The 20717-nt window shown below is 65.0% G+C and carries 17 protein-coding genes; 1 reads left to right on the forward strand and 16 read right to left on the reverse strand.

Features of this window, described 5'->3' with window-relative positions; genetic code table 11:
* Window positions 1–71: 71 nt before the first annotated feature.
* The 13 genes from C5N93_RS21360 to C5N93_RS21420 form a co-directional block, all read right to left on the reverse strand.
* Window positions 72–2210 (reverse strand): hypothetical protein, encoded by a 2139-nt coding sequence (locus C5N93_RS21360; protein ID WP_242560810.1) that lies wholly within the window; start codon window positions 2208–2210, stop codon window positions 72–74.
* A gap of 59 nt (window positions 2211–2269) precedes the next feature.
* Window positions 2270–4210 carry a hypothetical protein gene (locus tag C5N93_RS21365; protein WP_242560811.1) on the reverse strand — a complete coding sequence of 647 codons (1941 nt, stop codon included), beginning with the start codon at window positions 4208–4210 and terminating at the stop codon, window positions 2270–2272.
* 320 nt (window positions 4211–4530) lie between these two features.
* Window positions 4531–6774, reverse strand: coding sequence for a hypothetical protein (locus C5N93_RS21370; RefSeq protein ID WP_242560812.1), 2244 nt, complete (start codon window positions 6772–6774; stop codon window positions 4531–4533).
* Window positions 6775–6947: 173 nt separating this feature from the next.
* Window positions 6948–9242 (reverse strand): hypothetical protein, encoded by a 2295-nt coding sequence (locus C5N93_RS21375; protein ID WP_242560813.1) that lies wholly within the window; start codon window positions 9240–9242, stop codon window positions 6948–6950.
* A gap of 168 nt (window positions 9243–9410) precedes the next feature.
* Window positions 9411–10358 (reverse strand): nitronate monooxygenase family protein, encoded by a 948-nt coding sequence (locus C5N93_RS21380; protein ID WP_242560814.1) that lies wholly within the window; start codon window positions 10356–10358, stop codon window positions 9411–9413.
* Between the two features lie 526 nt (window positions 10359–10884).
* Window positions 10885–11808 carry an MBL fold metallo-hydrolase gene (locus tag C5N93_RS21385; RefSeq protein ID WP_242560815.1) on the reverse strand — a complete coding sequence of 308 codons (924 nt, stop codon included), beginning with the start codon at window positions 11806–11808 and terminating at the stop codon, window positions 10885–10887.
* 55 nt (window positions 11809–11863) lie between these two features.
* The gene (locus C5N93_RS21390) at window positions 11864–12295 is read right to left on the reverse strand and encodes a MaoC family dehydratase (protein ID WP_069343226.1); all 432 of its coding nucleotides are present in this window, start codon (window positions 12293–12295) and stop codon (window positions 11864–11866) included.
* A 52-nt stretch (window positions 12296–12347) separates the two neighbouring features.
* On the reverse strand, window positions 12348–12581 hold the full coding sequence (locus C5N93_RS21395) for a DUF1289 domain-containing protein (RefSeq protein ID WP_242560816.1): 234 nt from the start codon (window positions 12579–12581) through the stop codon (window positions 12348–12350).
* Window positions 12582–12609: 28 nt separating this feature from the next.
* Entirely contained in the window at window positions 12610–13047 is a 438-nt protein-coding gene (locus tag C5N93_RS21400; protein ID WP_069343224.1) for a thioesterase family protein, read from the reverse strand.
* Between the two features lie 67 nt (window positions 13048–13114).
* Entirely contained in the window at window positions 13115–13633 is a 519-nt protein-coding gene (locus C5N93_RS21405) for a YbaK/EbsC family protein (protein WP_242560817.1), read from the reverse strand.
* A gap of 97 nt (window positions 13634–13730) precedes the next feature.
* Window positions 13731–14663, reverse strand: a complete 933-nt coding sequence (locus C5N93_RS21410; protein WP_242560818.1) for a hydroxymethylglutaryl-CoA lyase — start codon at window positions 14661–14663, stop codon at window positions 13731–13733.
* 96 nt (window positions 14664–14759) lie between these two features.
* Window positions 14760–15704, reverse strand: a complete 945-nt coding sequence (locus C5N93_RS21415) for a glyoxylate/hydroxypyruvate reductase A (protein WP_242560819.1) — start codon at window positions 15702–15704, stop codon at window positions 14760–14762.
* A 121-nt stretch (window positions 15705–15825) separates the two neighbouring features.
* The gene (locus C5N93_RS21420; RefSeq protein ID WP_242560820.1) at window positions 15826–16377 is read right to left on the reverse strand and encodes a YaeQ family protein; all 552 of its coding nucleotides are present in this window, start codon (window positions 16375–16377) and stop codon (window positions 15826–15828) included.
* Window positions 16378–16513: 136 nt separating this feature from the next.
* On the opposite strand from C5N93_RS21420, the gene C5N93_RS21425 reads away from it, so the two are divergent.
* Window positions 16514–17350, forward strand: a complete 837-nt coding sequence (locus tag C5N93_RS21425) for an alpha/beta hydrolase (protein WP_150720932.1) — start codon at window positions 16514–16516, stop codon at window positions 17348–17350.
* A 134-nt stretch (window positions 17351–17484) separates the two neighbouring features.
* Here C5N93_RS21425 and C5N93_RS21430 read toward each other — a convergent pair whose 3' ends face one another.
* The 3 genes from C5N93_RS21430 to C5N93_RS21440 form a co-directional block, all read right to left on the reverse strand.
* Entirely contained in the window at window positions 17485–17862 is a 378-nt protein-coding gene (locus C5N93_RS21430; protein WP_242560821.1) for a helix-turn-helix transcriptional regulator, read from the reverse strand.
* Between the two features lie 594 nt (window positions 17863–18456).
* Window positions 18457–19317: a helix-turn-helix domain-containing protein gene (locus C5N93_RS21435; RefSeq protein WP_242560822.1), complete on the reverse strand. Its 861-nt coding sequence runs from the start codon at window positions 19315–19317 to the stop codon at window positions 18457–18459.
* Window positions 19318–19446: 129 nt separating this feature from the next.
* Window positions 19447–20370 carry a DMT family transporter gene (locus C5N93_RS21440; RefSeq protein ID WP_242560823.1) on the reverse strand — a complete coding sequence of 308 codons (924 nt, stop codon included), beginning with the start codon at window positions 20368–20370 and terminating at the stop codon, window positions 19447–19449.
* Between the last annotated feature and the right edge of the window lie 347 nt (window positions 20371–20717).

Here is a 20717-nt window from a genome sequence, read left to right on the forward strand (position 1 = left end):
GCCGACTTGGCGATACGTAGCATAGGGCATGACAACGTCTCCGAAAGTCAGATGGCGAAGCGTGCAGCGCGTCAGGTGGTTCGTGTCGCGACATTTTGTAACGGAGGGCGGGGCGGGCGCCAGGACGTATCGGCGTCGGAGTGGCGGCGGACCGGGGGATTTGCGTCGAAGGTGGCGCTCGAACCGGAGATGGATGCCGACCCCGTCGCAGCACTCGCCGCACTCGCCGAACTTGACGCACCTGACACGCCCGAGCCGTCCGACGTCCCCGACATCGTGCCCGCGCTTCCCGCGCTGGCGACGCTGCCCAGACTGCTCTGGCTGCTCAGCGTGCCCTTGCGTACCGCGAGCGGCCGCGTTACCGATACGGTGTAGAGGCTTCCCGTTCGGTGGCCGATATCGGAGAACGCGGCGTCGAGAATGTCGACGGCGTCCTGTGGACTATCGGCACGCGCGAACGAAATGGCCTTGCTGCGGCTCCACGGATCGAGCAAGACCGTGGTGTCGCGTGTCATATAGGCGGCCCATGCGAACTGTGAGGAAGAAATGCCGTCCTGATGCAGACTGAGGCGCGGATGTGGCGTCGACGCGTCGAGCATGTCGATCAGACGGTGCGACTCGGTGTACAGCACCATGACGTGCGGCGGGCGATTCTTCGGCTGCACGGTGATCATGCGGAGCTGGTTGCTGTCGACGGCGTCCTGAAGCAGGAAGTAGAACAGAATCTCCGCGTTTTCCTGGCAGAACGCTTCCGCAGCGGGGTGCGAGTAGTAGTACCGCGCCGTGACCTCCGAGGTCAGGCGCTGTTGCTTGACCAGCGGCAACCGACGGTCGATATCCTTCATTGCAATACGCAGCGCTGCCCGGTGATCGACGATCGAGTGATCGCGCATGCCGCGCAGATCGGGACGATTGGAGCGAACCAGATGCAGTCGGCCGAGATCGGCGAATGCATTTTGAATGGCTTCCTGTGCCGATTCGTCAGGCAGGTGGCGCGTTGCGGCGAAGATATCGTCGTAACTTCGCGAAATGCTGTCCGGGGTGGTGGGACGGCTCGACCCGCAACCTCCCCCGCACATGCGCAACGGCTCGTGCGCGGCCCATTCGCCGGTCGCCGGGTCGAACGTGACGGGCACCTGTGCGCGCGTCTGGCGCGGGGCATCGATAAGCCAGTGATCGGCGCTGATGCCGGGCGCTGCGCGGTAGTAACCGGCTTCCCCCCGCAGATAGTGATGACCGTTGACAATGACCAGTCGAGTCGCTGTTGCCGCTGGCAATTCAACGTCCGAGAAGCTCTGTTCGTACCCGTCCAGATGCTCGAATTCCCCCCGAATCGCGAAGCGGCTCACCGGCTTTTCCCCCGTCGACAGGTTGTCCGGCACCCCCACGATGCCGGTCCGATCCTCCGCTGGCGGATGCCAGGCTGGCGATTGGACCGGCGGCGAAGCGTCGTGCACGATGGGTCCCTTCTGCGGTGTCGAGTGCGGCGCCGGATGAGATGTCTCCGGGGCGCTGCCCCCACGAGGCGAAGCAAATTGCGCGATGCCGATGAGTTGGTCCGTGGACAGGGGTTTCCCATCCAGACGATCGACGGTGATGTCCGAGATCTCTGCCGGCAATCGCAGCCACTGGACTTCGGGAATGAGGCCTGTCGTGATGTCGATGGCCGTTGTCCAGCCCCTCACTTTCTCGCGCACGTCGTGCGAGATTTCGCGTCCGGTGACGAGCGTATAGGCGTCGGAGATGGATTCACCGGTGCTGGAAAACGGCGCGCGTGCGGCGGCCACGGCGCGCAGCAGGTCGACGGGGGCGTATTGGGATTTGATCGACGGATTTCTGACGCGCTCGATATGCACGGCGTCCCATACCGAGGCGGCAGAGGTGTCGTCGTTGCGGTCGGGCGATCTTGCCGGGTCGATGGGATCGTGCCGTCTGTGGGGGACGGCTGCCGACAAGGGGGCGACGAAGTTCGCAGCGAGTATTAACGCGAATGCCGCAGGCCAGACAGTGTCGCCGCGTCGGCGCGGACAGCCCGAGTCGGCGCGTGATGTGGCGTGGGCATTGCGCGATGCCGGTGCCGTGCGCGCACTGCGAAACGTTCCCGGAAACGAGGATGCGCTGCGTTTGCGCAAGGCGTGGGACGGCGGGGCGTGCGGCGCGCCGTAACACGCAGGCGTGTGAATGGCGCGACGATGCGTGATCAAAGGCATGGCGAAATCTCCAGAGAAAACGCTGCATTGACGATGAACGGCGAGCGGGGGCTCCTGGGCTACACGATCACGTGCGTGCCGGAATCCTTCGAGACGTCGCCCGCCGCCGGACCGTTCGCCGCGCCCGGCGTCTGGCCCGGCACGCTGCTCCAGCTGGTTGACCCGGACGTGCCGCTGGACAACCCGCCACTGCTGCCGCTGCGACTGCTGCCGGCGCTGCCCAGACTGATCGAGCTGCCCCGACGAGTGCCGAGCGGACGTGTGATGGACACCCGATACATGCTGCCCGGCCGATGCCCGATGTCCGCGAAGGCGGCGTCGAGTGTGTCGACGAGATCGACCGCGTGATTGGCATGCGCGAATGAGGTGGCGCGCGCGCGGCTCCACGGGTCGAGCAGCACGGTGGAGTCGCGCGACTCGTAGACCTCGCGCGCGAAGAGCATGTCGTTGATGCCGTCGGGTTCGAAGTTCAGTGGCGGTTGTGGCGTGGCGGCTTCGAGCAGGCCGATGAGGCGCTCTGACTCCGTGTAGAGCACCAGCACGTGAGGCGGCCGGTTCTTGGGCTGCACCGTGATCATGCGAATACGGTCGGTGGGTATGTCGTTGGCGAGCAGGTAGTGAAAGAGAATCTCCGAATTCTCCTGACAGAACGCCTCGCTGTAGTGATTCCAGTAGTAATGCATTGTCGTGATCAGCGAGGCCTCTTCCTGTTGCTTGAGCAGTGGCATGTTGCGCTTGATCCGCTTCATCGAAACCCGCAACGCCGCGCGGTGATCGATGATCGAGTTGTCTCGCGTCATATGAAGATCGGGCCGATTGCTTCGTGTCAGATGCAACATGCTGAGATCGTTGAACGCATAGCGAATGCCATCTCGCATGTGTTCGTCATGCAGATGTGCGAGCGCGTTGATGATCTTCTCGCGGTCGATGGCGATGCTGTCGGGCGAGGCTTCGCGGCTCGATCCACAGCCGCCGCCACAAAGCCGTAACGGCTTTTCCGCGTGCCATGTCCCCGTGACGGGATCGAAGAGAACGGGCACTTGCGCGGCGTGATCGCCGCCGCGTGGCGCCGAAATCAGCCAGTGATCGACACTGTGCCCGCGTGTTGCGCGGTAATAGCCGGCTTCGCCTCGGAGATAGTGCTTACCGTCGATGAGGATCAGGCGGCTGTCGGCGTCGGCAGGCAGGTGCTCTCTGAGCCATGTCTGAGCGTATCCCTGCAAATGTTCATGCTCGCCTTCGATGCGCCATGATGGAATGCGCGATGGCATCACATCATTTTCCGGTTGAGACGCGAGGGCGACGCCGACCGGTTTTTCGAGTGATGCCTTTGCGTGATCCGCTTTCGCTTCGGGGGGCGTGCGTTGTGTTCGGGCGTCGTGGCGTTCGGGGTAGCGATGCTTGTGCATCTCACGCCAATCCGGACGCTCGCGAACGATGCCGCGACTCTGCCAGTTGCGCGGGTCCGCAGATTGCACGACGGAAGTGAGACGTTCGACGCCGACCTCGCGACCTTCGATGCTGTCGGCGGCGATGCCTGCCGCTTCCCCCGGGATTCTCGACAGGCCGACATCGGGAATCAGGCCGGTTGCGAAGTCGAGTGCCTGCGTCCACTGGGCAACCGACTGGCGTGTGTCGGCACTCACCGCGTTGCCGGTCACCAGCGTATACATCTGAAGCAGTGCGCCGCCGGTATTCCGGAACGGTGCGCTCGACGCTGCCACCGCGGACAGGAATTCGGGCAGGGTGTAACCGGCTTTGATGGCGCGGGCTTCTACAGGGCGAATCGCGACAGCGTCGCTGGCGTCGCTTCGTATCGCCCCATTGAGGCTTGGTGCGTCGATACGCGTTTGGCTTGCCTCGGCTTCGGGGGCGAGCGCATTCTGTGGGCGTCTCGCGCGTTCCCTGGGAATGCCGCTGCCTGCTGGCGACATCATGTTCGCGACAAGCAGCACCGCGAAGGCGACCGGCCAGACCCGGTGCGTACGATGCGACGGCATCGCGCTGCGCCGGATGCGCGTCGCCCCCGTCTGCCGGCGGTCTGCACGAGGGTGTGCAGTCTGTGACACCTGAGCGGTACGCGCGCGACGAAATGAATGCGCCAGACCGGTGCCCGCACGTGACGGCGCCTGTGTCGTCGGCGCGCCGGGCGTCATTGCGTAGCGAGGTGCCGACGCAATGGGTCGGCGATGTGAAACGTATGACATGGGAACGTCTCCGGAAGCGCGCCGATGCGGTGGTGCGAGTCGCTCGGAAAGCATCGAGTCCGTGTACCGCATCGTCGCGCGGGCGGGGGGCAGGTTCAAGCGTGTGGGACGCGTCAGAAGGCGTCCTCTGGCACATCGTCCGACGACGATGGCATGTCCAGATCGGGGAGCGGATCGAAGACGTTGGCGTTGCTCTCGCTCCCGAGACTGACGGGGCTGCCGGCACTGCCCGAGCTACTGGTGCTGCGCATGCGAGAGCCGGGCGTGTGCGTGCCGAACGGCCGGGTGATCGATACGACGAACGGATGTCCATCACGGTGCCCCAGTGCGGCGAGTATGCGATTGAGACGTTGCTGGACGTCACGATCGGTGAACGTCCCGCCAAACCCGGTGGCTTTCGTGCGACTCCATGGATCGAGCAGCAGTGTCGTGTCGCGGGTCAGGAAGACGGCGCGGGAGAACATGCGGTCGCCGATGCCGTCGGGGCGTCCGTGGATCAACGGCTGGGGCGTGGCCACGTGCAGCATGTCGATGAATGTCTCCGATTCCGTGTAGAGCACCATCACGTGTGCCGGGCGATGCTGTGGCTGGAAGGTGATCATGCGGATTCGCTCCTCGGGCACGCCGCTTTCCAGCAGCAGATGGAACAGAATCTCGGCGTTCTCCTGACAGAAGGCTTCCGCCTGCGGATTGTCGGAGTAGTACATCGCCGTGGCAGCGGCGACCTGCTGCTGCTGTTGCAGCAAGGGGGCATCGCGGTCGATGTTGCGCATGGCCTTGCGCAGTGCGGCGCGGTGTCCGACGATGGAGTAGTCGCGAGTGCCGCGCAGGTCGGCGCGATTTCCGCGCAGCAGACGCAGACTGCTTAGATTGCCGAATGCCGCCTGAATGGCGTCCTGTGTGTCCAGGTCGGGCAAATGCGAGATGGCGGACGCGATGGCCGGCCATCCGTCCACGATGCTGTCGGACTCGGGAAGGCGCTTGCTCTGATTGCATCCGCCGCCGCACAGTCGCAAGGGCGCATCGGCGCGCCACTCGCGGGTCTGCGGGTCGAAGGTCACGGGCACCTGTGCGCGGCTGTGACGGGGGGCGTCGACGAGCCAGACGTTCTCTTGCATCTCGCGGTCAAGACGGTAAAAGCCGTTCTCACCGGCGAGATAGTAGTGACCGTTGATCTGGAACATCTGTGAATGCGGGGCGAGGGAAAGGCGTTCGGCGGAAATGGGCTGTTCATATCCGGCGAGATGCTCGCGCTCTCCCGCGATACGATGGCTGGAGGCCGCGTGTTGCGGGATGCTCGGCAGTACCGCGACCGGTTCGGCCGGCAGAGCCTCGTCGGCGCGCTCGCGCGGCATCGATCCGTCTGCGCCTTCCGATGGGCTGTCCGGCGCGTTGTCGGGCACGAATTCCGACGCCCTTTGCGTGGGATGGTCGGCCGCGTCATGCCCTGCGCCGTTGGCGCCTTCAAGCACCGGCGCGCCATCGTCGGACTCGCGGCGGCCTTCGACTGACAGTTGATCAAGCAGCGCTGCACGGGGCGTCTCCTCCCGCGGTTGCCGCTTTTCCGACGCGGCCGGCGCCACGACAGTTTCCGCGTTCACGTCGGCGCGCCACGTGCGCGGGTCGAGCGCCTGCATCAGGGTGGCAACGTCGCTGGCAATGGGCGAGCGTCCTTCGATCTGTTCGACGGCGACGTGTGAGATATCGCCGGGCAGACGAGACATGCGCACCTGCGGCATCAGTCCGGTACTGAAGTCGATGATCTTGCCGCTGCGCCGAATGTTCTGTCGTGTCTCAGCCGCAGGCGCTTCGCCGATGAAGACTTCATAGGCGTCGCTCAGCGACTCTCCGAATTTCTCGAACGGCGAGCGCGATGCCGCCACGATCCGTAGCATGTCCATCAACGTGTAGTCGGTGCGCAAGCGATGCGGCTCGACCGGGCGAATGTCGACGTCATCCGGCGGGACCGTGGTGCTCGATGGTGGCATGGCAGGGACTTCGCGTAACGCGACGGGTGGCAACTGCGGTAGTGAATACGTATCGTCGTGCGCCTCGGCGATCAGGTTGCGTCTGGGCAGCGCCCCGGCAGCGGGGGCTGCGAGATTGGCGACCATGAGGATCGCGAGCGCGGCGGGCCATCCGCCTGCACGCCGTTGCGCATTCGCGTTGTCGGCGGTGTGCGTCGCACACCTGGCTTCGCGGCTGGCGACGAGGGGCATCTCGCGCCGGTAGCCCGCGCGGCGGAAGGTGCGATGGAATCCTTCCGGCGCGCTGGCGGACGGCTCGCGACGTTGCCGTGCGTGAGACAACCCATAGTGCGGCGTGTGCCGGATGATGTGATGCGAGACGTGCGGCATGGCGGCCTCTCCCGTAGTGAGGGCCACGAAACGCGACACATTGGGCGGGTGCCGACGTTCCTGTGGCCCGGGATGAGAAGACTGCCATTGCCCCGACGCCCCCGGCTTGCGCATCGGTCGAAACGATTATCGGTTTATGACAGTGCGCGTGCTTGTGCGTAGTAGACGTACCATCAAACGGATGGCTCGAAGCTGTCGTCGGACGACGAAGGCACGTCCTCCCCGGCACCGTGGGCGCCGTCATGCTTCGCCGCGACGTCTTTGGCGTCTCCCGTCTGCATCCGCTTCGCCGCGCCCCGTAGATCGGCGATGCTCTGCTTGACGAGACGGATGCGATCGCGCGGCGCAGGATAGGGACGCGTGACGGACACGACGAACGGATTGCCCGCACGGTGCCCGGCGTCGGCGAGCGAGACGTCGAGCATGCCCATCATTTCCTCGATGTCGTCGGCGTGCCGGAACGACGATGCCTTCACCCGGCTCCAGGGATCGAGCAGCACGGTGGAGTCTCTCGTCAGGAACACGGCGGCGGTGAATTTCTCGCCGTTGATGCCGTCGACATGTCCCGCGACGGGCGGTTGCGGCGTGTTCAGTTCCAGCAGATCAATGAATTGGTCCGATTCCGTGTAGAGCACCATGACATGTGGCGGATGCCCTTGCGGCCGCACGGTGATCATCCGGATGTGAGGCGACGGCACGCCGCGCGTGAGGAGATAGTGAAAGAGGATTTCGGCGTTCTCCTGACAGAACGCTTCGGGGCTGAGCGTGTAGAAACCCGTCTCGGCATAGTTGTCGTAATGAATGGTCGTGATGGTGGCCGCTTCGCGCTGCTGCTCGAACAGCGTCGCATGAGGATCGAGGCGCATGAGTTGCGGCACCAGTACCCGGCGGTGCTCGACAATCGAGTTGTCACGCATCGCGCGCAGGTCTTCACGGTTCGTGCGCATCAGGTGCATGCGGCTCAGATCGTCGTACGCCTTCAGAATCGCTTCGCGCACCTGTGGGCGCTTGATGTGACGGATCGCGTCTGCGACCTGATTCATGCTCGTGCCGACGCTGTCCGGCGTCGACTCGCGGCTGGGGCCGCAGCCGCCGCCGCAAAGACGCAATGCCCGCTCAGCGCGCCACGTGCCGGTGCGTGCGTCGAACGTGACGGGGATCTGCGCACGTGTGCTGCGAGGCGCGTCGACGAGCCAGTGTTCGTCACCGGAAGCGTCCGATGTGCCGGGTGCGCGCGTGACACGGTAGTAGCCCGCCTCACCGCGCAGATAGTGATGGCCGTCGACGAGGATGAGTTGCGCGCGCGGTTCGGGAGGGAGCGATTCCGGCGACAACTGCTGCGCGTAGCCCGTGAGGTATTCGTGTTCTGCGTCGATGTGTGAACGTCGTGCGGATGTCGCCGATGCGAAGACTTGCCCGTCCTGCTGCACATCCGGGATCTCGTTGGCGACGGCTTCGTCAGGTGCAGCGACGAGGGCGCCATCAGGTAGCGCAGCGGCGAATGGGGCGAGGGGGGCGTCGGCACTCATGTCGGGGATGTCGGGATCGACGTCGGCGATTGCGTCGGACCGTATCGCGTCCACCGAATGCCGCGAGGCATCCAGCACGTCGGTCTCGCTTTGCTCGACCACATCGGCTTGCACAGCCTTCGGTTCCGCAACCTCGCGACCCTGTACCGCGGCGGACGAGAGCGCCGGGTTTCCCGGCGCCACGTCGCGGAACTCGCCATCGGCACGCATGGGAACCTGCGCGCCGAGCGAGCGCGGATCGCTCATCTGGATCAGCGAGGCGATGCGCTCCGCGACAGGCATCTCACCCTGTGCCGCGTCTGCGGCGAGGCCAGCCACATAGGCGGGCAGACGCAGTCGCTGCACGGACGGCACGAGGCCAGTGATCTGGTCGATGAAGTCGCCGATGCGCCGCATCGTCGCCAGCGTGTCACTACCGATCGATTCCCCGCTGACGGCGAAGCGAAGGTCGTCGATGGACTGTCCCAGATGACGGAACGGCGCGCTCGCCGCCCCGACCGCTCTCAGCAGATCCGGGAACGGGTAATCGGTCTTGATGGCGACGCTTCGGATCGGCAGGATCCTGATGTCATCCTCGATGCTGCCCGGTGTGCCGACGTCAGGAGGATGGCGCTGACGAAGCCCGTCGGCCGGAATTTCAGGCATCGCCGACGCGCGCACTGCGAGATTGGCAACGACGGCGAGTGCGAGCACGGCAGGCCACGCGGACGCGCCATCGCGCTGCGAGGTGTTGTGAGGGCGATGCGGCGCAGTACGGGCGTTGCTGGGGGGGAGGGCGGTGAGCGTGTTGGCGCGTTGCGTGATTCGCGAACCGCGAAAGCGCCGGGGAAACTCGTGTGCACTGTGCGTGCTGCGAGCATTGCGGCGTGAGTCGGATGCGTGTGAGCGCGTGTAGGAAGGCGGGGCGACGATCGCGCGATGGTGGGACACATACGGCATGGGCAGACCTCCGGAAGACGGGCCGGGCATGCGCAGCGCTCACTGCGATACCCAATGCCCGGGGGGAGGAGATTGCCATTACGAAGCGCGCCGATGCTTGTGATTCGGCCGGGCGCGCTATCGATTTCGACGGCCTGCCCGCGCGTGCGCGCTCAGGCCGTCAACGCGTCACCCTGCCAGTCGCTTGCGCATGTCGTCGTATTCCTGCTTTAGTCGCGCAATGATCTCTGCGGCCGGACGCACGTCGTCCATCAGCCCCACACCCTGACCCGCGCCCCAGATGTCTTTCCAAGCTTTCGCCTTGGAGAAGTTCATCGCGGACTTGTCGGCCGTGGGCAGGTCGTCGGGATCGAGCCCCGCATTGAGAATGCTCTGGCGGATGTAGTTGCCGGACACGCCCGTGAACAGGTTCGTGTAGATGATGTCGTTCGCGCTGGCGTCGACGATGGCCTGCTTGTAGTTGTCGCTCGCGTTCGCTTCCGTCGACGCGATGAAGCGCGTGCCGATATAGGCGAGATCCGCGCCCATCGCCTGCGCGGCGAGAATCGAACCGCCGTTGGCGATCGAGCCGGAGAGCACGATGGGACCGTCGAAGATCTTGCGCACTTCACCGACCAGCGCGAACGGCGAGAGCATGCCGGCGTGCCCGCCGGCCCCGGCCGCCACCAGAATCAGGCCGTCTACACCGGCTTCGAGCGCCTTGTTGGCGTGACGCAGATTGATCACGTCGTGCAGCACGATGCCGCCGTAGCTGTGCACCGCGTCGAGCACTTCCTTGGGCGGCGCCCGCAGGCTCGTGATGAAGATCGGCACGCGATGCTCGACGCATACGCGCACGTCATGTTCCAGTCGCTGGTTCGACTGGTGCACGATCTGGTTGACGGCCAGCGGCCCGACGACCGCGTCCGGATTCGCCGCCTTGTACGACGCCAGCTCCTCGGTAATGCGCGAGAGCCAGTCTTCGAGAATCTGCGGCTCGCGCGCGTTGAGCGCGGGGAACGAGCCGACGATACCGGCCTTGCACTGCGCGAGCACCAGTTCCGGATAGCTCACGATGAACATCGGCGAAGCCACGACGGGCAGCGCCAGGTTTTGCAGAATCTTGGGAAGGGCCATGAAGTCTCCTGAATCCGGACGTTCGGCAAGCGGCGCCTGCGGCATCCATCGCACGTAGGGGGCCGTCGCATCGTTGCTGTCGGGGCAAGATGCCTGCCGCTGGAAAGATGAGGCACATTCGCGAACGATCGTTCGATTATAGGGGGATTCGGACGTTGCCCGACGGGCGGTCACTCGAAGAAAGCTTCGGTTCTTGCCTCGCGATGTCGCCCCTATCAGGGAAAGTCCTCTTGGGATGTGACCAGACGCTGACTACGATGAAGACGCGTGCCAGGGGACATCGGCATCAGGGTGTCGCAGGACGAGCGCCGCGTTAGCGACCGCAGCGTTCGTCCGGCACGTCACGTCCTCAAACGCCGCTTGCCTCACGGCCAAGCGGCGTTATTTTTTGCCCCGCTCATTCCGGCCATTCCGGACGCTCCGGCGATTTCCGCCATTCCCGCCATTCCCGCCATTCCCGCCATTCCCGCGCCTCGACCGGCTTCAGTCATCCCGGCCATCGCGTGCCGCCGGGCGTCCGACCCCGTCAAACGGCGTGCAGCGTGTCCGTCTCGCTCGCATAACGCAGGGCACCGGCTTTCGCGAGCTCCGCCACCAGGGTGTCGAGCAGCGCCGGCCAGCCGGACGGCGGGGCGAGCATCGCTGCCGCATTGCGCCACGCGCGCGCAGTGTCGAGCGTGGCCTTGAGCGCTGCGCTCGTCATCTCCCCTTCAGCCATCAGACGGAAGACGATCAGCACCTTGAGGGCGTTGCGTGCATTGCGAACCGGATCACCTTGAAGATAGTCGAGTCGGGAGCGGGCGGCGGCCAGCGCGCCGTCGATATCGTCGAACGGCTTGCCGTGACCGGGAATGACGACCGACACGTCGATCTGTTCGATGAGGTCGAGCACGGCGGCCTGCTCGGCAAATCCCGACTCGCCGTCGAGTTCCGGGAAGATGACGCCGAAGCCACGCTCCCACAACGCATCGCCGGAAATCAGGATGCCGTCGGCCGCGTTGTACAGCATGAGCGCGTGCGGATCGTGCCCCGGTGCGCCGAGCACGAGCCATTCGTGGTCGCCGAGCGGCACGGTGTCGCCGGGCGACAGGGTGTCGTCGAACGTGAAGCGCGCGCATTGCTGGCCGGTTGCTTCGAACGACAGACGGCGCTCGTCCCAGTGACGCACCGGATCGGCTTCGGCCGCCGGCACCCACGTACGGCAACCGTAGCGCGCCTGGAGCGCGGCGTTGCCGCCGCAGTGATCGGAATGCAGATGCGTATTGATGAGGCGTGCGAGCGGCTGGCCTTCGGGCAGCGCGTGTGCGACAAGCGCGAGCGTCTGTTCCGAATGGCTGACATAGCCGCTGTCGACGAGCGCGGGTTCGTCGCCGGAGAACAGCACGTTGTTCGATGAGAGCCAGCCGCGCTCGAACACGCGCAGCCCGGCGGGCAGGGCAAGCGAGGTCATTGGGCGTATCTCATGGCGTCGTTGGGTGACGGACAGGGGGAGCGGATCGCCGCGCTCACGCCGGCTTGGCGCACACGAGGATCTTGGCCGTGGCGGCGATCACCGTCTCGCCGTGCTGGTTGACGGCCTCGCCGTCGAGCGAAACGATATCGCCCGCGAGCTTCTCCTTCCACAGGCTGTCGGTGACGGTCCAGCGCACGGTGATGTCGTCACCCGCATGCACGGCGCGTCGCAGCTTCATGTCGAATTCGAGCCCGAGCGGTTGCGCCGTCTTCGAGTAGTGCGTGGCGAGCAACGCGGCGAGATAGGACATCTGCTGCGTGCCCGACGAGATCAGCCCGCCGAAACGGGGATCGGCGGCGGCGTATTCGGCGTCGAGATGCAGCGGATTGAAGTCGTGCGCGAGCGTGGAGAACTCACGGATCGAATCCGGCGAGAAATGATGACTGGCGGAGAAGGTCTCGCCGACGGTAACGATTTTTCCCATATGCGATGACTGAAAGTTGGAGCGATGCGCTGAAGGTGCCATCAGGCGTCGTTCATGCGTCGTGCTTGCCCGCGATCACGCGACGGTACATCTCGGGCGGCGGTTCGTGTTCTGCGCGTCGTGCGGGCAAGTGCGACCAGACGAGCCGCTTCGCGTCGTCCGTCATCGTCGACCACGACGCGATCTCGTCGATGGTGCGCCAGCATCCCGAGCACCAGCCCGTCGCCGGATTCATGCGGCAGATGTTGGTGCAGGGCGAGGGGACGGGGGCGTCGGGAGCGGTCATGTGCGGGGCGTGAGGATGAACGATGGCGTCAGACAGGCAGACCGAGTTTGGCAGCTTTCTCGCGCAGCTTGCCGTGAAAGCGTTCCTGATCGACGATGACGCGCTCATGCGTGCCGGCGCTCACCTTGTCGAGCCCGTCCCACGCTTCGACTTCGAAGCGCAGCGTGCGGCCCGTGACGTCGACCAGTTTTCCCTGAATGCGCAGCGTGTCGCCGGCCGGTGTGGCGGCCAGATGCGAGAAGGAGACGAGCGTGCCGAGCGACTGCTCGCGCGGCCAGTCGAGATACGGACGAATGGCTTGCAGGCACGCGCATTCGAGAATGCCCGCAAGATAGCCGGTCGCGAGGACCGCAGGCATCTCACGGCAGAGTTCGACATCGTCATAGAGTTCGGGCACCACGGCTTTCTTCGGCACGCGATACGTCCACTCGAATGTCAGTCCCGGCACAAGTTCGGGGCTCGGCATGGCAGGTCTCCTTGAGGTTGTTGTCCTGACTGCGCGATGACGTTGGCCAGCGCCTGACGATGGCCGGTCAGGCGCGCAGGGCGACGTCGACGACCGGTGCGCCCGTCATGGCCACCAGTTGCTGCGGCGTGAGATTGAATACGGCGTGCGGATGACCTGCGGCGGCCCACAGGCTGGCGAGCTTCAGCAGGTCTTCGTCGATCAGCGTGACGGGCGACACCACATGCCCGATGGGGCTGACGCCGCCGATCGAGTAGCCGGTCTTCTCCTTGACGAAGCGAGCGTCGGCGCGCGCGAGCTCACCGACTTGCGCGGCGACCTTCTTCTCGTCCACACGATTGACACCGCTGGCGATGACCAGCACGGGGGTGTCGTCGGAGGCGCGGCGGAAGATGATCGATTTCGCGATCTGTGCAACTTCGCAGCCGAGACCGGCGGCGGCTTCGGCAGACGTCTTGCCCGTGGCCGGCAGCAGGACGATGGGCTGATCGTGGCCCATGCCCGCGAGCAGGCGCGCGACGTGGCGTGCGCCTTCGGGCAGGTCCTGCGCGTCGGCGGATTCGGGGAGGTGCGGGGTTTCGCTCATGGTCGGGTCCATTGGCCTCGCGCGATTCGCGCGAGGCGTAATCAGTGGATGCAGTGGATGCAGCGCATGCAAAGTGCCGCGGCGTGAGACAACGGTGTCACGCGCTGGCGGCGACGTCCTTCATCTTGGCGAGCATCGCGCGGCCCACGCGCGACGCGTTCGGGCGGCCGATGGCCTGCGAGATGTAATCGCCGGTATGCACCACGGCTTCGAGGTCGATCCCGGTCTCGATGCCAAGGCCTTGCAGCAGATACAGCACGTCTTCCGTCGCGACATTGCCCGTCGCGCCCTTGGCGTACGGACAGCCGCCGAGACCGGCGACGGACGAGTGGAAGATCGAGATGCCCGAGAGCAGGGCGGCGTAGATGTTGGCCGTTGCCTGACCGTACGTGTCGTGGAAGTGACCCGACAGGCGTTCAATGGGGAACACTTTGGCGCAGGCTTCCATGACTTCGCGGGTGCGCGAGGGGGTGCCCACGCCGATGGTGTCCGCAATGTCGATCTCGTCGCAGCCGAGCGCGGCGAGCCGCTGGACGACGTCCACTACGCTGGCGACCGGCACTTCGCCCTGATACGGGCAGCCGAGCGCGCACGAGATGCTGCCGCGCAGACGCAGGCCTGCGTCCTTGGCGGCACGCGCGACCGGTTCGAAGCGCGTGATGCTCTCTTCGATGGAACAGTTGATATTGCGCTGCGAGAACGCTTCGCTCGCGGCGGAGAAGATGACGACTTCGTCGGCTTTCGCGGCCACTGCGCCCTCGAAGCCCCGCATGTTCGGCGTGAGCACGGAGTAGATCGTGCCCGGACGACGCGTGATCCCGGCCATCACTTCGTCGCCGTCGGCCATCTGCGGCACCCACTTCGGCGAGACGAACGACGTTGCCTCGATATTGGCGAAGCCCGCCGCGGACAGACGGTCCACCAGCGCGATCTTGATATCCGTGGGGACGGGCTGCTTCTCGTTTTGCAGGCCGTCGCGCGGGCCGACTTCAACGACTTTCACACGTTGCGGCAGATGGGTTGCGGACATGGGGATCGGTCTCCTCTGATTCCTCTGTTTCGTCTGATGGGGCTCGGCAGCGGCGTCCTGGATGTTAAGTACGTGATGGACGGCGCGGGCGGTAAATCAGTAGCCGCGCGTCAGATCGACGATGCCGGTAATCGTTTCGCCCCGCGCCAGCGCGGCGATCTTGCCTGCGATCTGCGCGACGGTTTCGTCACGCAGCGTCAGCGCTGAGATGTGCGGCGTGACGGTGACGCCCGGCGTACGCCAGAACGGATGCTCGGCGGGCAGCGGTTCGGTGCGGAATACGTCCAGCGTCGCCCCGGCGATCTGACCGCTTTCCAGCGCCGCGAGCAGGTCGTCGTCGACCAGATGCGCGCCGCGTGCGACGTTGATCAGGTACGCGCCCTGCGCGAGTTTGGCGAACAGCCCGGTGTTGAGGACATCCACCGTCTGCGGCGTGAGCGGCAGCAGATTGACGAGAATCCGCGCGCCACGCACGCACGTGTCGAACCCGGTCTCGCCGTGATGCAGTTCCACACCGCTGTCGTCGTGACGCTCGCTCCGGCTCCAGGCGCGCACCGGGAACCCGAAGGTCTTCAGCGCGCGGGCGACGTGTGCGCCGAGCGTGCCGTAGCCGAGGACCGCGACGGGGAAGTCCGCGAGCCGGTTCGGCTTCTGGAATTTCCATTGCGTTTGCGCCTGCTGCGCGTCGAAGGCGTCGAGACGACGGAAGTAGCGCAGCGCGGCGGCGCTCACGTACTGCGCCATCTGGCCGGCCATGCCGGCATCTTCCAGGCGCACGAGCGGCACGCCGGCCGGCAGACGATGGGCGTCTTCGCCGCGGCTGCCCAGCACGCCGTCGACGCCTGCGCCCATGTTGAAGATGGCCTTGAGCCGCTCGCGCGGTTGCAGGACTTCGGCGTTGGGCTTCCAGAGCACGAGATAGTCGGCGGGCGCGGTATCGCCCGGCTGCCAGCCGCGGATGTTGGCCTGCGGCAGGTGCTCGGCGAGACCGGTTTCATAGGCGGCAGTCTTGCCGTCCGGCGAGTAGATGAGGATGTCCATGAATTGCAGGGGCCGCCGGCGCGGTCGCGTCGACTCGATTTACGTTAACGTCAAGTGTAACGCAGCTTCCGGGTCGTCGCGTATCGGGGCGGGGCCCGAGAGGTTCGGCAGGCGGGGGCGGTCAGCGCGCGGTGGCGCTACGCAAGGTTTCGAGCTTGACGGCAAAGTTGTGATTGTCGTCGGCCACCCAGACCTCGCCGTCCTGAATGGTGCATTGCAGGCGCATGGTGCGCGACGCGAGCGCCGTCAGCGCTTCGGCCGACTCGTCGGCGAGCATGCGCACGCTGAGGTTCGACAGACGGTTGATCTGCGATTCTGTCGCCTGCCACCAGACGGCCGCCGGCTTGCCGCCGTAAGCGATGACATCCACGTGCTCCGCGCGCCCCGAGGCTTTGACGAGACGGCGGGCGTCGGGCTGGCCGACGTCGATCCAGCGCACGATGTCGCCGCCGAAGTCGTGTTCCCAGAGGTCGGGCTCATCGGCAGTAGAAATGCCTTTGCCGAACGAGAGACGCTCACCTGCATAGAGCATGAACGCGAGCACGCGCACCATCATGCGCTCGTCGGTTTCCGACGGATGACGGGCGATCGTGAGATTATGGGAGGCGTAGTAATGGCGGTCGAGGTCGGTGATCTGCACCTCGGCCTTGTAAATGGTGGCTTTGAGTGCCATACCGGGAGACCGCAGGAATGAAGAGAGTCGCAAGCATACACCAGCGTGCGGTGTGCCCTGCGACAGCGCGTTCGGCGCCGCATTCGCCGCCCAAGCTCGCTATACTGGCGACTTCGTCTTACCAGAAGCATCCCCCATGCCGGTTCCTGCACCGCAAACCATCGACGTCAACGGGTATCCCATGGCCTACGTCGAAACCCCCGCACCTGCCGATGCCGTCGGCGCCCCGTTAGTGCTGGTCCACGGCTCGCTCTGCGATTACCGTTACTTCAAACCGAACATGGCGCCGCTGGGACAGCGTCGGCGTGTCATTTCGGTAAGTCTGCGCCACTATTTCCCCGAAGCCTGGAATGGCCACGACGGTACCTTCTCCGGCGAGCAGCACGCCGAAGATCTGGCGGCGTTCATCACGGCGCTCGGCGTGGGTCCGGTTCACGTCCTCGGTCACTCGCGCGGTGGTTATGTCGCGCTGCGCACCGCCTTGCTCGCCCCCGACACCGTGCGCTCGCTGATTCTGGCCGATCCCGGTGTCGAGATCAGTGGCGGACCGATACAGGTGCCGCTCGATAGCGAACGCGGCAATTTCCGTCAGAAGGCATTGGAAGCGATCGAGAGCGGCGATGTCGACGGCGGGCTCGCGCTGTTCATCGACACGGTCAGCGGCCCCGACACATGGCGCCGCATGGTGCCGTGGTTCAAGCAGATGGTGCGCGACAACGCCCGCACCCTCATCGGCCAGGTGGCCGAGCCTCGCACGCCGCTGCCGATCGACGCCCTGGGCGCACTGCATGCGCCGGTGCTGCTGATGGGCGGCGCGGAGAGCCCGCCCCCCTATCCGGACGTGCTGAACGCGCTCGCGCACGCCATGCCGGAAGCCCGTCGCATGCTGATTCAGGACGCTTCGCACGGCATGAACCTCGCCAATCCGATTGCGTTCCATCTCGCCGTGGACGCCTTCCTCGGTAACGACTGAGCGTTTGCGCGCCGCGCGCCAGGCACCGATGTGCCATGCGCGGCCCGTTGTCTGTTGCGAATGCCCGTCGAGCCGGTCGTGCCCCGGTAACTTCGGGCGCGGCAAGTCTGCCGCCGCGAATACGCGTGTCGCCGTCATTCGTCGCGCAACATGCCGTGCCCCAGTCGCAGGCTCAACGTGCGCACCAGATCGGCCATCCATGCCTGATCGCGATCCGACAGTTTCTGCATCGCACGATTGAGCGACGGATACGGATCGCAGGGCGCCGCAACGCCCGAGTCCGCTACCAGACCGCCCGACGCGTCGAACGCCAGCAGCTCGTGCGGCGGCAACCCCAAGGTGTCGGCCAGAATGCAGATGTTGCGCAGCGAGATGTTGCGTTTGCCGCGCTCGACACCACTCAGATAGGAACGCGCCAGGCCGCTCTCCAGCGCAAGCTTGTCCTGCGCCCAGTTGTACTTCTTGCGCAAACCGGCGAGATGTCTGCCGAATCGGAATAAATTGGTGTCCATAAAAAAGTTTCCTTGTTAGGGACGAGAAGATTGGAACAAAAATCCGGCATCGGGGGCGGTGCCTCGGGTGTCCCTCGTTTGTGAGGCACGAACTACCGGGGGCGCCTCGCAGATTTTTTGTGGACTTTCGGAGAAGGCACAACGAGCGCTGTCGTCCCGACGATATGGGTGGCGCTATTTCGCGTACCGCGTAATCACGCGGCGCTTCGTCCGATGGCAGCGAAGCGTGTGCCGCCTTTGCGTCAACCCGCGCCGCGCAGTGTGACACTGGTCTGACCGGTTGAAGTAGAGCGGGGATTCTGAAAGGTTCCGCGTTGGGATGTCACTCGATGTTGACGGGCCGAGCCGGAAGTTGTGTCGAGCTGTGCGAAATTGCCGTAGGCGTCGAAGCGCTGTCATTCCTGTCGCCATTGACGTGCGCGCTCGCATGCGCTGTCACGACGCGACGCATGAATGCAAGCGTCGCGCACGTCTGGGCTGATTATTTTTAATAGGTTAAACAGTGACTCTTACGAGACGAATGTGCGCATTGTGCCGCCGATAACGCAGGGGGACTTTGCGCGATGTCCTAAGAATCAATTGCCGCAGGATCGCTCACTCGTCGTCGTTGCGACGCATACGCAACGTGTCGTCATGCGAGCGTCCCTCGGATGGGCTTTGACGAGGGGCGTCCGAAGGCGCCCCTCGCGCGTTCATGGGATCGCCGATGGGCGTCACCTTGCGGACGGCACCCGACGCGTCGACCGTCGCCGACGGACGGGCAGTTTCGGTATCACTGTGGGGCGCGCTGGCAGCGTAGCTCGCTTGTGCCGACATCTGCGACGGTGCCGATGTGGCGAGTAGGCGGTGTGTCGGAAAGCCCGATTCGAAATCCGGACGGACCGGCGTGCGTGCCGGACCGCCGTCATATGGCGGGCGGGGCAGGCCGGTGTCGGTCGTCATGCGCCGCTCGTTCGCTTCGTCTGCGTCAGTGTCTGCGTCGTCGCACAGTGTGTCGAAGGCGTTGCGATCTTCCGCAAAGGTAGGCTCGTGGGCATCGCCGGAAGGTTGCTCATGCGCCTGCGCATTCCCCCCCGCTCCGGTGGGCGGCGTGGCATGACTCAAGCGGGAACTGAGGCTTCGAATGATTTCCGCGAGCCAGACCTGATCGCGGTTTTCGAGCTTGCACAGCGACCGGCTGATTTGCGGCAGCGGGGTGCGCTCGGACTGCATGGCGACATCTTCGGCGCCTGCCGATGCCTGAGCGAAGCGCAGCATCTCGGAAGTGGGCACGCCGAGTGTGTCTGCCAGCACGCAGATGTTGACGAGCGCGACGTTGCGTCTGCCGCGCTCGATGCCGCTGACGTAAGAGCGTGCCAGACCGCTCTCGAGTGCCAGCTTCTCCTGCGACCAGCCGCGCGCTTTCCGCAGGCGGGCCAGGTGGTCTCCGAACAGCGCGAGTGGATTCGTTTGCATGGCGGGACTCCGTTGACGAGTCACACAGCGTAATCAATCCCCCCGCGCCTTGCGACGTTATATCGCTCTACTCCCCATGCGTTACAGCCGGGCCTCTATAAAGAGTCGGCGACGCTGATAGCGCAAAATTTATCGGACACTTCCCAATTCGTCCGCGATAGCAGGCATCGGTTCACGCGCTTTGCGAATCGGTCGATGCCAGTTTTCGCCCAATGTCACGCCACCGAGAATGAGCGCGCCGCCCGCGAGGTGATACACCGCGAGATGCTCGCCGAGGCCGAAGGCGGCGATCAATGCCGTGAAGATCGGCACCAGATTGATGACGACGGTGGCGCGGCGCGGTCCGATGCGCGCCACCCCGACCATCCAGATGAACGGTGCGATGACCGAGACCGGGATGGCCGCGAAGGCCAGCTCGGGCAGGTTATCCATGGAGATGCCGGCCTTCTGCGAGATCAGATAGAACGGCAGCAATGCGATGACAGCGAACGTGATCTGCGCGTAAAGCGACGGCAGCGGGGCGAGTGGCAGATGCCATTTGCGCAGCAGCACGCAGTAGAACGCGTAGGCGAGCATGGCGACGACCATCATGGCGTCACCCACGCCGATGCCCTGATCGGCCAGATGCAGCAGCGAGCCATGGCCGACCACCAGCAACACGCCGCCGATGGAGAGCAACCCGCCCGCCAGCGCGCCTGCGGTGAGCGCGTCGCCCAGCATCACCACGGCCAGCGCGAGTGTGGTGAGCGGCAGCAGCGCCAGAATGATGCCCATGTTGGTGGCACTCGTGTAATGCGCGGCCGAGTAGGCGATGCCCTGATAGAGCGCCATGCCGAGCACGCCGAGCGTGGCGTACTGCGCCATGTGCGGCACCAGATCCCGGCGTGCGCGCCACAGCTTGGGCAAGGCGAGAGGCGTGAGGATCAGCCACGCGGCAAACCAGCGCAGAAACGCAATCTCGGCGGGAAAGATGTGACCTACGGCGAGCTTGTTGACGATCACGTTGGCTGACCAGATAAGGACGGCGGTCAGCGGCAGAATGAAATTGGCCATGATTCGATGCAGTGTGCCGGTCGGGTGGCCGACCGGCGGTGAAGTGCGAACTGGAGCAGATTGTCCGCCCGAACCGTGACCGTCACATAGCGAATTTCAGACAAAAGATAAGGGTTTTCAGACGCGACGTCCGACCTGCCGAATCGCGTCTGATATCGGGGAGGGGGCTGCCGGATCGCTCGATGACATCCGTCGTCAAGCTGTCGCGGGACCGTCGCTTACCTGACGCTTACGCTTCGCTCACTCCTCGCTCACCCGCCGTTCACCCGCCCCCGGTGGCCCCCCGCCCTTGGCCGCAGGTAAAATGGCGCTTCCGGGCCTTCCACGTAGCGTACGTAGTCCTTGCG

The sequence above is a fragment of the Pandoraea sp. LA3 genome (assembly GCF_022696215.1).
Taxonomy (GTDB): Bacteria; Pseudomonadota; Gammaproteobacteria; order Burkholderiales; family Burkholderiaceae; genus Pandoraea; species Pandoraea capi.